The organism is Burkholderia sp. Bmkn7 (assembly GCF_041103175.1).
Taxonomy (GTDB): Bacteria; Pseudomonadota; Gammaproteobacteria; order Burkholderiales; family Burkholderiaceae; genus Burkholderia; species Burkholderia cepacia.
This window is the reverse complement of record NZ_JBGCUH010000003.1, coordinates 2,090,036-2,101,644: the sequence shown is the minus strand read 5'-3', so window position 1 is coordinate 2,101,644 and position 11,609 is coordinate 2,090,036. Positions and strand designations below refer to the sequence as shown.

Here is an 11,609-nt window from a genome sequence, read left to right as displayed (position 1 = left end):
GAGACTTCATGAAGACGAAACTGGCCGCGCTCGCGGCGCTTGCCGGCTGTTCGGCGTTCGCGCACGCGCAATCCTCCGTCACGCTCTACGGCGTGATCGACACAGGCCTGCTGTACCAGAGCACATCGGCGGCGTCGTTCAGCCCCACCGCGCCGAATACGGGCAAGGTGTTCCGCATGAAGGACGGCGGCATCTACTCGAGCTTCTGGGGCATCAAGGGCAGCGAGGACATCGGCGGCGGCTACAAGGTCAACTTCAAGCTGCAGGGGTCGTTCGACAGCGGCACCGGCAAGCTGCAGCTGAGCGATACGCCGGGCGCCGTCGCGATCTTCAACCAGGTCGCGTCGCTCGGCGTGTCGGGCCCGTTCGGCACCTTCACGGCCGGCCGCCAGATCGTGCCGATGATCTATGCGATGGCCGACACCGACGTGCGCAACGCGCAGTTCTTCGGCAGCGTGCTGACCGCGTGGCTCGGCCTGAACACGGCGGCCGGCTGGCCCGGGACGAGCACCAACGGCGCGATCGGCGCGCTGTACGACAGCAATGCGCTCGTCTACCAGTCGCCGGTGTTCGCGGGCGCGTCGATCGCGCTCGAATACGCGCCGGGCGGCGTGGCCGGGCAGTTCCAGGGCGGCACGCGCGAATCGGTCGTGCTCAAGTATGCGAACTACGGGCTGAACGCGTCGGCCGTGTACTACAACGGGCACGACACGAACCCGGCGCCGGGCGTCGCGCCGACCGGCGTCGACAACAACCGCTTCGTCTACGTCGGCGCGAAATACACGATCCGCGATTTCTCGGTGTCGGCGTCGTACGGCAACGGCCGGAATCCGTCGCATGCGGACAAGGTGAACCTCGACATGCTGTCGGCCGGCATCGGCTATCGCTTCACGCCTTTCCTTCAGGTGAGCTCGGCCGTGTATTACCTGAAGGATCGCAACGTCTCGGCCAACAAGTCGACGTCGGTCGTGCTCGCGGCCGACTACAGCCTGTCGAAGCGCACGACGGTCTATGCGCAGGTCGGCCACGTGAACAACCGCGGCACGATGGACCAGATGCTCGTGTACGGGCAACCGGTCGCGCCGGGCGTCGGCACGACGGCCGCGATGGTCGGGCTGCGGCACAATTTTTGACGGCTGCGGGGCATGTGGTGGACGTGCGGTGGCCATTGGTGGCGTGGCGACCGCCGCGCGCGGCCGCCGCCAGCATCGATCGCCGGGATCGGCTACAGTGGGCGTTTTCGGCGCGCACCGTCCCGCCGCCGCGCCACCGTCCGTGGCGCACGGCAGCAAGGACGGTGCGCAAGTCATTCACTTCGACGAGCGAACCTTCATGCCCGATCTGTCCGCCTTCCCGATCACGCAAAAGTGGCCGGCCCAGCATCCCGACCGTCTCCAGCTCTATTCGCTGCCGACGCCGAACGGCGTCAAGGTGTCGATCATGCTCGAGGAAACCGGCCTGCCGTACGAGCCGCACCTCGTGCGCTTCGACACGAACGACCAGCTCTCGCCCGCGTTCCTGTCGCTGAACCCGAACAACAAGATCCCGGCGATCATCGATCCGGACGGCCCCGACGGCAAGCCGCTGCCGCTGTTCGAATCGGGCGCGATCCTGATCTATCTCGCGGACAAGACGGGCCAGCTGATCCCGAAGGATCTCGCGGGCCGCTACGAGACGATCCAGTGGGTGATGTTCCAGATGGGCGGCATCGGGCCGATGTTCGGCCAGGTCGGCTTCTTCCATAAGTTCGCTGGCCGCGACTACGAGGACAAGCGCCCGCGCGACCGCTATGTCGACGAGTCGAAGCGCCTGCTCGGCGTGCTCGACGCGCGTCTCGCGAACCGCCAGTGGGTGATGGGCGATGCCTATACGATCGCCGACATCGCGATCTTCCCGTGGGTGCGAAATCTCGTGGGTTTCTACGAAGCGGGCGACCTGGTCGGCTTCAGTGAATTCCGCAACGTCAAGCGGGTGCTCGATGCGTTCGTTGCGCGTCCGGCCGTTGCGCGTGGGCTCAATATTCCGGCACGGGGCTGAGCGGTTGGGCGGGTCGCGCGCTATGCGTTGTGCGGCCCGCGCGGCTGCGGACTTGAAACGCTCGCATTGGGCGGCGGGCTTTCGGGAGGCATTGCGAATTTCCGGGGAATGCTGGGGGAGACGGGCGGTGTTCGGCCAGAGGCAGCCGCTCAGTAGGTGAAGGAATACAATTTTCTTTGCGCTCAAGGGGAGCCAACCAACGATGCATAGAATGGAAGCTTCTCATTTCTATCTTGGCCGGATAACTGACGCCTCCCGATTTTCAAGCTTTCTCGCAGAACACTACGGCGAAGATGAAAGTCGACCAGTTTCCGAGTTCTACGGCTCTCAGGGTGAGTTCTTCTGTGACCATGATTTCATGGAAACAGGGCTGCGACAGCCGGGTACTTCACTGGAAGAGTTCTTTGCACCTCACTCGTACTCGGACAAATGGTCGGAAGCGCTATGTGAAGCGGCGCGCGCCGCAAATTTGGGAGATGCGAACGCGCTGATTTTCATAAATTGCGAACAGATAAAATCGCCAAGGTCAGTGCAAGGCGAAGGATTCGAACTGGTCTACATCGGAATGTTCGAGTATCCAATTTGAGCTTCTCGAACTTGGTTTCGCCTGATGTGACGCCTAATGCTGGGCGACCGCGTTCAGCCAAGGACGGACGTTAAAAGGTAAATCTGGCGCCGAAGTCCAGATCGTTTCTGATTGCGTGTGGGCCAGTAGATCATCGACAATCTTCGCGCGTATTGAATCGAAGTCTTCGCACTGACGCACGGGAAGCTGCCATGAGAGATCCGAGAAACTCGTTCATTCTGTCGGCGATCGATCCTGATCTTCTGTACCCCTGCCTTCAGATCCGATTCGAAATCGACGATGTTGCGGCGCTGCGGCAGCTGGTCGACCCGGACGCCCCGGAGGATGCCGCGCTTGACGATTGGTATCTTCTGTCGCCGATACAGGTCGCCGACGTTTGCGAATTCTTCGCGATCGACTTTGAACACAGTTCACGCGAAGCCATTCTCACGAAGTATGTAGAAGCCCGTGTTCCCGTACCGTACCTTGTCCATACCGGTTACGAACTGGCTTTGATGGTGCAAGGGCGTAAACCATTCGGGTTCATCGATTTCGACAGCGAATGCCGGCCGTCGGTCAAACTGAAGGCTCGCTTTGACGAGTATGTGGCTCAAGGTGTCTTGCACTCGCAGGAAATCATCGTCGACGCACCGGTGCTTCAAGGCCGTCCAGCACGTCGAATCGGGCAAGTTCTATATACGCTCAAAGGCGAGGAGTGGCGCATCCCTGCCCTGGAGTTTTTCCGCCAGAACCTCAACCGACAAGGCGACGGCTACGAAAACATGGAGCGGCTGGAGGGTGCTTTGCTTGGTTACGAGCCATGGCAAAACGACTGGTGGATCGACTATCTCGCGCGCAGCGGTAGCAGTCTTTACGGCGCGTCCAGTATCGTCAAGGTGAATCGGGCGCAATTCGACTGGCTCGTTCACGCGGGTTTCCGAGCGCTACCGCCATTCGATGGACCGACGTTCACCCTTTATTCGTCACCCTGGTTCGGGGAAGATGAAATGAAAGCGGCTATGCGGGACGATCCGACGATCGAAGCGTTCGTTCAGTTCAACGGTGGGCGGGCTCACATTTTGCATGCAGCCGATTTTCGGACCGCTGGCCCTTATGAGATTCCGGCAACACTGATTCCGACGATAAACCATCACCTCATGCGCGCGGTAAGGGTCTTGATCCGTCGAAGTGATTGCCTCAAACCTTCTTCGTAAGGACGAGGCCGGCCAAGAGCAGCCGTTGTCGGATGACCGGTACCTGCCGGCCCAATCGATCAAGAATTGATGTAAGAGAACTCGACTTCCTCCAATGAAACAATCCGAAATCGACCGAGAACTTCGACTGCTGGTAAAGGCAGAAGCTAAAGCGAGGCGCTGGAAGTCAGTCGGCGCAACGCCTTACTGGACCAATGGCCCTCTCTTCTTCTCCATGACCTTGTCCTCGGGGGCGAAGGAGGGTTCATTTCACTCGTGGCTGGGTTTCAAGTGGCTTGAACTTGATCATCTACTCTGGCACGTCCTCGGCATGTCAAGCAACGAGAACGCACCCTTCAGTCTTCACGCCAACGGAGCCTTCGTGCTTACCGGGTGGGAAATTCAACGTTTCACAGTCCGTGATCTTATGTGGGAACCAGGGGTGCTGGAACAGCAGCTCGAGATCGCCACCCGACAAGCGGCATCTAGGGCTGAAGAGGTAGCGCTTGCGGTTGACTCCCTGGACTCCTACATTCGTTTCCTCGATAGAGAGTACGAAATCTTCATGCAGAAGCACCCATGTGCGGCGGTAACCGTCTGGAAGGAGCGTCTGCTCGTGCACATGCTGCGGGGAGAAATGAGTTCTGCTGTTGATGTCGCGAGAGAGCGAATCGCCAAGCAAGATTCCGGCGGTTTTTCTTCCGGAGGCAAAACATTCTTCGAGCGGGCGCTTGCCCTAATCGAGGCATGAAGCCTGGGGAACGCATTGCGAAAGGGCGAGGAGCCGGCTCGAACCATATGAGTGACTGGTAACAGGCGTCGATCTCGCTCCCTCGTCCGGCCGTTCTGGGTCGCCAAGCGACATCCACGAAAATTCACGCAGAACCGTGCTTTTGCCCGCAGCGTGCATTTGCGTGACGCATTCAGCGACGCTACTTGCCTCCCAACTCTCCCGGCGCCCTGCCTCCCACCCCCGCCAGCAGTTTCCCCAGCAGTTCCGACAACTGCGCCTGCTCATCATCCGACAACACGGCCAGCAACTGGCGCTGGTTGTCGATGTGCGCGACGACCGCTTCGTCGATCAGCGCACGACCGGCGTCGGTCAGCGCGACGAGCGTGCCGCGCCCGTCGGCCGGGTTCGGCCGGCGCTCGACCCAGCCGGCTTTCTGCAACCGGTCGATGCGCGCGGTCATCCCGCCCGACGACATCATCAGCGCGTCGTACAGCGCCGTCGGCGTCAGCGCGAACGGCGCACCGCCGCGCCGCAGCGTCGCGAGCACGTCGAATTCGCCCGGCTGCATCCCGTAGCGCGCGAACAGCGGATTGAGGCGGTCGCGCGCGATCACGAGTGCCGCTTCCTGCAACCGCCCCATCACCACCATCGACGACGCGTCGAGATCCGGGCGCTCGTTACGCCATTGCGCGAGCGCATGCGCAGCTCGATCCACCTGATCCATTAACCCTCCTCGGCCTGCCAGTTATCTTGACGTCGAGATAAATCGGCGTTTATCTTGATGTCGAGATACTTTACATGAAAATCGCGCGGCGCCCTTCCGGGGCCGCGCACCGATTTCGAGGGCCTTGCGATGAATCGCTTCACTTCCCCCGGATGGCGGCTCGCCGCCATCGTGCTCGTCGGGCTGAACCTGCGGCCGGCGCTCGCCGCGGTCGGCCCGCTGCTCGACATGATCCAGCGCGCGACCGGCATCGGCGACGGCGCGGCCAGCCTGCTGACGACGATCCCGATCCTGCTGATGGGTCTCGGCGCGCTGAGCGCGCGGCGCCTGCAGCGCGTGACCGGCATCGCGGGCGGCGTGTGGCTCGGCGTCGCGCTGATCGGGCTGGCCTGCGTGTCGCGCGTCGGCGCGCAGCACGCGTGGCTGCTGCTCGCGAGCGCCTGCTGCGCGGGTGTCGGGATCGCGATGGTGCAGGCGCTGCTGCCCGGCTTCGTGAAGGCGCATTTCGCGACGCGGATCGGCGGCGCGATGGGCGTCTATTCGACGTCGATCATGGGCGGTGCCGTGCTCGCGAGCGTCGTCGCGCCGTTCGCCGCGGCCCGCTGGGGCTGGCTCGCCGCGCTCGCGGGCTGGGCGCTGCCGGCCGCGGTGGCCGCGCTGGCGTGGCCGCTGGCCAGCCGCGGCGGCAACATGCTTGCCGCCGGGCCGGCGTCGGCAACGCATGCGCGGCCGTCGCGCTCGCCGCGCGCGTGGCGGCTCGCGCTGTTCTTCGGCATCGCGACCGGCGCGTACACGCTCGTGCTCGCGTGGCTGCCGCCCTACTACATGCGGCTCGGCTGGTCGCCGACGGCGGCCGGCAGCCTGCTCGGCGGCGTGACGCTCGCGGAGGTCGTCGCGGGCCTGACGATCTCGGCGACGATCGACCGCCTGTCCGATCGCCGGCCCGCGCTGCATGCGGCGATCGCGTCGCTGTTCGTCGGCTTGCTGGTGATGCTGGCCGCACCCGAAGCGCTCGCGTTGCCCGCCGCGCTGCTGATGGGCGCGGGGATCGGCGCACTGTTTCCGCTGTCGCTGATCGTCACGGTCGACCATGCGGCGACGCCGGCCGATGCCGCATCGCTGACGGGGTTCGTGCAGGGCATCGGCTACCTGATCGCCGGGCTGTTTCCGTTCGCGGCCGGCATCGTGCGCCAGCATCTCGCGGACCTGACGCCCGCGTGGGTCGCGATGGCCTGCCTGTGCGTCGCGCTGTTCGCGCTGGCCGCAGGGTTTGCGCCGCGGCTCGCGCGGCGTGTTGCGCGTGCCTAGCGCGAGCCGGGGAACACGGCCGTTGCCGTTCGGTTGCGGCCGCCGTTCAGTTGACCGGCTCGCAGAAAGACACCTTGTCGCGCAGCGCCTTGCCGGCGGCAACCGGATCCTGCCCTGCCGGCAACGTCACGGAAACCGACGTGTGCTCGGTCGTGCTTTTCGGCTTCAGCCCCGGCCAATGCGTCTCTTTCCAGGTAGCGATCCAGTCGAGCTTGCCGGCACTCGCACCGGGCACGAAGCGCAGCCGCAGCGAGCCGTCGAAGTCTTCGCTGCAATGCGGCGAGTGCTGGTACTCGCGTTCGGAAAAGCATGCGCGAATCTGCTTGTCGCAACTGAACGGCAGCTTCGATATCCGTGGCGTGCTCGCATGCCCGCCACTCGGCCGCAGTTCGACGAAGTCGGCATTTTCCCAGCTTCCGCCGCCGCCCGAATAGCTTTCGGACCATCCGGCCAGCACCGCGACCGCGAAGCGCTCGCTGCCGAGCGGGTACAGCGCCGGGTAGATCCCGAGCGGTGGCGCCTCGCCATCGCCGTCGACGCGGTCGGCGGGCTGGTAGTCGGAGAAATCCCACCGCTGCAGGACTTTCCAGCCGGTGGCGGACGCAAAGCTCACCTTCAGCAACTGCGGGCCGGGCAGGATCGCATAGTAATTGCCGGGCGCGTCGTTCCTGACCCGGTACAGCGACGGCGCCTTGCTTGCTTCGCTTGGCTGGCCTGCCGTACCGCAGGGTGCCGAAACCAGTTGGCAGACCCTGGGTATCCAGTCGCGATCGGGCACGGCGGCTTTCGCGACCTCGACGAACGGTATGGCGCGGGCTTCGTTCGCTTCGGCGGTGGCTTGCGCTGCGGATACCGCCAGCAAAGCGGACGTCAATCCCGCCAGGCCGAAAATGACCGATCGAATACGGTGATTCATTCAGCAATGTCCTTGTGATTGACTGCGGCGCGACGGCACGCGCGACACCGAACGCAAATCGTCGACCCTGACGCGGAAGCAACGTTCGCGGTGCACGCGACAACGCATCGTACTGGAGCGTGGTCGTGCTCAACCCGGTCCCCGTCGTCAGCATCGCCGCGCCGATCCTGATCCTCGGCAAATCGGCAGCACCGATCTACTTCGTCGGCGGTGCGATCACGATCGATGCGGCGCTCTGCACGCACCTGCGCGAACGCCGTGCCCCTGCGTGATCAACCCTCACTCGCGTACAAAGTCGAATCCGCAAACCCTTCAGCGTCGAGCACACGCCCGATCAGGATCAGCGCGGTGCGCTCGATCTGCGTTCCCTGCACCTTGCCGACGATGTCGGCGAGCGTGCCGGTCACGCGTTCTTCATCCGGCCAGCTCGCGCGATAGATCACCGCGACCGGGCAATCGGCACCGTAATGCGGCAGCACTTCGTCGACGATGCGGGCGAGATGGCGCACGCCGAGATGGATCGCGAGCGTTGCGCGGTGCACGGCGAGCGAGCCGAGCGCTTCGCCTTCCGGCATCGTCGTCTTGCCCGCGAAGCGCGTGAGGATCACCGTCTGTGCGACGCCGGGCAGCGTCAGCTCGACGCCGAGCGTCGCCGCGCATGCGGCCGTGGCCGTCACGCCGGGCACGATTTCGTACGGAATCCCGAGTGTCTTGAGGCGGCGGATCTGTTCGCCGATCGCGCCATACAGCGACGGGTCGCCCGAATGCACGCGCGCGACGTCCTGCCCTTTCGCGTGCGCAGCGGCGAGCAGCGCGACGATGGCATCGAGGTCGAGCTCGGCCGTGTTGACGACCTGCTCCGCGCGATGGCCGTCGAGCACGGCGGCCGGCACCAGCGAACCCGCATACAGGATCACCGGGCACGTGCGCACGAGGCGCTGGCCCTTCACCGTGATCAGCTCCGGGTCGCCGGGGCCCGCGCCGATGAAATACACCGTCATCGAAAAATCTCCGTCAATTCATGGGATGACCGGCCGCGCGGCGTCATGCGCGCGCGGCCGGATCGAGCGCGTCGATGAGCGCCGCGGCCGAGTCGAACGCGCGGTCGGCGTCGGGCAGCGGCGGCCGGCGCAGCATCACGACCGGCAGCCTGCGTTCGCGCGCGACGTCGAGCTTGGCTTCGGTGGCCGCGCCACCGCTGTTCTTGCTGACGACGACGTCGATGCCCGCCAGCGCGAACAGCGCGCGCTCGCCCTCCAGCGTGAACGGCCCGCGCGCGGCGACGACCTGCGCACGCGCGTTGCCGGGATGCGGGTCGAGGCAGCGCACGAGCCAGAACTGGTGCGGCGGGATCGCGTCGAGATGTGCGAGCGGTTCGCGCCCGAGCGTGAACAGCGGCCGCCGGAACGGCGCGAGCGCGGCTTCGATGCCGGCCCAGTCGTCGACCATGCGCCAGTCGTCGCCGGGTTGCGGCGACCACGGCGCGCGGCGCAGCGCCCACAGCGGCACGCCCGCTTCACGCGCCGCGGCGGCGGCATTCGCGCTGATTTGCGCGGCATACGGATGCGTCGCGTCGATCACGAGGCCGATACCGGCGTCGCGCAGATACGCGGCCAGCCCGGCAGCGCCGCCGAAACCGCCGACGCGCACGTCGCAGCGCAGGTCGTCGGGCGTCTTGCCGAGGCCGGCGAGACTGTAGACATGATGCGGGCCGAGCGAGCGCGCGATCTTCAGTGCGTCGCCGGTGCCGCCGAGCAGCAGGATGCGCGCGCTCATCGCGCTGCCCCGACGAAGCGGCCCTGCCGGTCGATCGCGAACATCTCGACCGCAACCGACGGCGGCACGATGTCGCGCGCGACGCGCAGCGCATGCGCGCAGACGAGATCGCCGAGCGGCACACCGTCGGCGTGCGCGAGCTTCAGCGCTTCCTGGCTCGTGTTCGCGGCGCGCATCGCCGCCTGCAGTGCGTCGCTGGCGCCGGCCTCGGCCGCCCACTGCGCGAGCAGCGGCAGGTCGATGCTCGAATGGCGGCTGTGCAGGTCGAGGTGGCCGGCCGCGAGCTTGCTGAGCTTGCCGAAGCCGCCGCACATCGACAGCCGCGCGACCGGCGCGCGCCGCAGGTGCTTGAGCACCGCGCCCGCGAAATCGCCCATCTCGATCAGCGCCATGTCGGGCAGGTGATAGTGCGCGCGCATCGCATCCTCGCTTGCGTTGCCCGTGCACGCGGCGATATGCGTGATGCCGTTCGCCCGCGCGACGTCGATGCCCTGGTGGATCGACGCGATATAGGCCGAGCACGAGAACGGCCGCACGATGCCGGTCGTGCCGAGGATCGACAACCCGCCGACGATGCCGAGGCGCGGGTTCATCGTTTTCAGCGCGAGCGCCTCGCCGCCCTCGACGCCGATCGTCACGTCGAAGCCGCCCGCATAACCGTGCTCGGCCGCCAGCGCTTCCAGGTGCGTCGTCATCATCTGGCGCGGCACCGGGTTGATCGCCGGTTCGCCGACCGGCAGCGTCAGCCCCGCGCGCGTGACCGTGCCGACGCCCGGCCCCGCATGAAAACGCACGCCGGGCGCCGCCGCGAGCGCGACACGCGCGAAGATCAGCGCGCCGTGCGTGACGTCCGGATCGTCGCCGGCATCCTTGATCGTGCCAGCTTCCGCGCCGTCGGCCGTCGTCCGGCAGAACTCGAGCCGCATCATCACGCGCTGCCCCTTCGGCAACACGATCTCGACCGCGTCGTCCGCACGCCCCGCGAGCAGCAGCCGCGCGGCGGCGAGCGACGTCGCGGTCGCGCAACTGCCGGTCGTGTAGCCGAAGCGTAGCGGCGCGGGCTGTTCGGGGGTCTCGTCGCGCATCACGCGTCCGTCGTATGCGTCGCGGCCGGCGATGCCGCCGTGTCGACCGTGTCGCCCGTTTCCGGCTTGCGCACGTCGTACAGCGTGACCGGCAGCGGCTGGCGCCACGTGTCGAAGCGGCCGAGCGGCTCGGCATGCGCGAGCGACACGCGCGTGAGCGTGCCGCCATGCGTCTCGCGCCACGCGGCGAGCGCCAGCTCGCCCTGCAGCGTGACCGCGTTCGCGACCAGCCGGCCGCCGGGCTTCAGCGATGCCCAGCACGCGTCGAGCACGCCGGCCGCGGTCGCCCCGCCGCCGATGAAGATCGCGTCGGGTGCGGCGAGCCCCGCGAGCGCCTCGGGCGCGCGGCCCGCGACGAGTTGCAGGCCCGGCACGCCGAGCGCGTCGCGGTTGTGCTCGATGAAGCGCTGCCGCTCCGCATGCGCTTCGATCGCGATCGCCTGGCATGACGGATGCGCGCGCATCCATTCGATCCCGATCGAGCCGCTGCCGGCGCCGACGTCCCACAGCAGCTCGCCGGGCACGGGCGCAAGGCGGCCGAGCGTCATCGCGCGCAGGTCGCGCTTGGTGAGCTGGCCGTCGTGGCGGTATGCATCGTCGGGCAGGCCGGGCGTGAGCGCGCGGCGCGGCGCGTCGGGGCCGGCCCGGCAGTCGAGCGCGACCAGATTGAGCGCGGCCGTTTCGGCGACGCGCCAGTCCTGCGCGAGCCCGTCGAGACGCCGCTCGAGCGGGCCGCCCAGATGCTCGAACACGCTGATGCGCGTCGGCCCGAAGCCGCGTGCGACGAGTTCGGCCGCGACGGCGGCCGGCGTCCGGCCGTCGGCGCTCAATACGAACAGGCGGCGGCCCGGCAGCAGGTGGCGCGCGAGCGCCGCAAGCGGACGGCCGACGAGCGAAACCGCGCCGACATCCTGCAGTGCCCAGCCGAGGCGGGCGGCCGCCAGCGACAGCGACGACGGCGCGGGCAGCACGCGCCATTCGTCAGGGGACAGCGAGCGCGCCAGCGTGGCGCCGACGCCGAACAGCATCGGGTCGCCGCTGGCGAGCACGCAGACGGGCGACATGCGTCGTGCAAGCACGCCCGCAAGGTCGAACGGCGACGGCCACGCTTCGCGTGCGGCCGGCAGCCGTGCGGGCAGCATGTCGAGATGCCGCTTCGCGCCGACGACGAGCGTCGCGTCGAGCAGCGCGCGGCGCGCGCTGCGGCCGAGCCCCGCGTAACCGTCGTCGCCGATGCCCACTACCGTCAGCCACGCCGTCATGCACCCTTCC

The 11,609-nt window shown here is 66.7% G+C and carries 13 protein-coding genes; 7 read left to right on the top strand and 6 right to left on the bottom strand.

Translation table 11 applies throughout. From position 1 onward, the window contains the following. Nucleotides 1-8: 8 nt before the first annotated feature. From AB3K92_RS31245 to AB3K92_RS31225, 5 genes are all read left to right on the top strand, one after another. Entirely contained in the window at nt 9-1,133 is a 1,125-nt protein-coding gene (locus AB3K92_RS31245; protein ID WP_060221770.1) for a porin, read from the top strand. Nucleotides 1,134-1,332: 199 nt separating this feature from the next. Then, complete coding sequence (locus AB3K92_RS31240; RefSeq protein WP_059817186.1) at nt 1,333-2,037, top strand: glutathione binding-like protein; 705 nt, start codon at nt 1,333-1,335, stop codon at nt 2,035-2,037. Nucleotides 2,038-2,248: 211 nt separating this feature from the next. Beyond that, on the top strand, nt 2,249-2,623 hold the full coding sequence (locus AB3K92_RS31235; RefSeq protein WP_175904056.1) for an immunity 22 family protein: 375 nt from the start codon (nt 2,249-2,251) through the stop codon (nt 2,621-2,623). A 191-nt stretch (nt 2,624-2,814) separates the two neighbouring features. Beyond that, entirely contained in the window at nt 2,815-3,816 is a 1,002-nt protein-coding gene (locus AB3K92_RS31230) for a hypothetical protein (protein ID WP_226817214.1), read from the top strand. Between the two features lie 94 nt (nt 3,817-3,910). Further along, nucleotides 3,911-4,546, top strand: a complete 636-nt coding sequence (locus tag AB3K92_RS31225; protein WP_059677732.1) for a hypothetical protein — start codon at nt 3,911-3,913, stop codon at nt 4,544-4,546. 181 nt (nt 4,547-4,727) lie between these two features. Here AB3K92_RS31225 and AB3K92_RS31220 read toward each other — a convergent pair whose 3' ends face one another. After that, complete coding sequence (locus tag AB3K92_RS31220) at nt 4,728-5,243, bottom strand: MarR family winged helix-turn-helix transcriptional regulator (RefSeq protein WP_042978338.1); 516 nt, start codon at nt 5,241-5,243, stop codon at nt 4,728-4,730. Between the two features lie 138 nt (nt 5,244-5,381). Here AB3K92_RS31220 and AB3K92_RS31215 point away from each other — a divergent pair, with 138 nt between their 5' ends. After that, entirely contained in the window at nt 5,382-6,560 is a 1,179-nt protein-coding gene (locus AB3K92_RS31215) for an MFS transporter (RefSeq protein ID WP_175889547.1), read from the top strand. A 46-nt stretch (nt 6,561-6,606) separates the two neighbouring features. On the opposite strand, the gene AB3K92_RS31210 is transcribed toward AB3K92_RS31215, so the two are convergent. Further along, nucleotides 6,607-7,476 (bottom strand): hypothetical protein, encoded by an 870-nt coding sequence (locus tag AB3K92_RS31210; RefSeq protein WP_369466523.1) that lies wholly within the window; start codon nt 7,474-7,476, stop codon nt 6,607-6,609. A 125-nt stretch (nt 7,477-7,601) separates the two neighbouring features. Between AB3K92_RS31210 and AB3K92_RS31205 the strand changes: the two genes are divergently transcribed. Further along, nucleotides 7,602-7,748, top strand: coding sequence for a hypothetical protein (locus tag AB3K92_RS31205; RefSeq protein WP_175904054.1), 147 nt, complete (start codon nt 7,602-7,604; stop codon nt 7,746-7,748). Here AB3K92_RS31205 and cobM read toward each other — a convergent pair whose 3' ends face one another. The 4 genes from cobM to cbiE are packed head-to-tail and all read right to left on the bottom strand — an operon-like array spanning nt 7,749 to nt 11,599. Continuing rightward, entirely contained in the window at nt 7,749-8,477 is a 729-nt protein-coding gene (gene cobM, locus AB3K92_RS31200; protein ID WP_111999230.1) for a precorrin-4 C(11)-methyltransferase, read from the bottom strand. A gap of 43 nt (nt 8,478-8,520) precedes the next feature. Further along, the gene (locus tag AB3K92_RS31195) at nt 8,521-9,252 is read right to left on the bottom strand and encodes a cobalt-precorrin-6A reductase (protein WP_111999229.1); all 732 of its coding nucleotides are present in this window, start codon (nt 9,250-9,252) and stop codon (nt 8,521-8,523) included. Then, the gene (locus AB3K92_RS31190; RefSeq protein WP_021163552.1) at nt 9,249-10,337 is read right to left on the bottom strand and encodes a cobalt-precorrin-5B (C(1))-methyltransferase; all 1,089 of its coding nucleotides are present in this window, start codon (nt 10,335-10,337) and stop codon (nt 9,249-9,251) included. Before AB3K92_RS31190 ends, AB3K92_RS31195 begins: the two co-directional genes overlap by 4 nt. After that, nucleotides 10,337-11,599, bottom strand: a complete 1,263-nt coding sequence (gene cbiE, locus AB3K92_RS31185; protein WP_369466522.1) for a precorrin-6y C5,15-methyltransferase (decarboxylating) subunit CbiE — start codon at nt 11,597-11,599, stop codon at nt 10,337-10,339. Before cbiE ends, AB3K92_RS31190 begins: the two co-directional genes overlap by 1 nt. Between the last annotated feature and the right edge of the window lie 10 nt (nt 11,600-11,609).

Bases quoted from the DNA above. Each gene is read 5' to 3' on its own strand.
- AB3K92_RS31230 (WP_226817214.1), top strand. From the start codon at position 2,815: ATGAGAGATCCGAGAAACTCGTTCATTCTGTCGGCGATCGATCCTGAT.
- AB3K92_RS31240 (WP_059817186.1), top strand. From the start codon at position 1,333: ATGCCCGATCTGTCCGCCTTCCCGATCACGCAAAAGTGGCCGGCCCAG.
- AB3K92_RS31195 (WP_111999229.1), bottom strand. From the start codon at position 9,252: ATGAGCGCGCGCATCCTGCTGCTCGGCGGCACCGGCGACGCACTGAAG.
- AB3K92_RS31225 (WP_059677732.1), top strand. From the start codon at position 3,911: ATGAAACAATCCGAAATCGACCGAGAACTTCGACTGCTGGTAAAGGCA.
- AB3K92_RS31235 (WP_175904056.1), top strand. From the start codon at position 2,249: ATGGAAGCTTCTCATTTCTATCTTGGCCGGATAACTGACGCCTCCCGA.
- AB3K92_RS31215 (WP_175889547.1), top strand. From the start codon at position 5,382: ATGAATCGCTTCACTTCCCCCGGATGGCGGCTCGCCGCCATCGTGCTC.
- AB3K92_RS31210 (WP_369466523.1), bottom strand. From the start codon at position 7,476: ATGAATCACCGTATTCGATCGGTCATTTTCGGCCTGGCGGGATTGACG.
- cobM (WP_111999230.1), bottom strand. From the start codon at position 8,477: ATGACGGTGTATTTCATCGGCGCGGGCCCCGGCGACCCGGAGCTGATC.
- AB3K92_RS31190 (WP_021163552.1), bottom strand. From the start codon at position 10,337: ATGCGCGACGAGACCCCCGAACAGCCCGCGCCGCTACGCTTCGGCTAC.
- cbiE (WP_369466522.1), bottom strand. From the start codon at position 11,599: ATGACGGCGTGGCTGACGGTAGTGGGCATCGGCGACGACGGTTACGCG.
- AB3K92_RS31245 (WP_060221770.1), top strand. From the start codon at position 9: ATGAAGACGAAACTGGCCGCGCTCGCGGCGCTTGCCGGCTGTTCGGCG.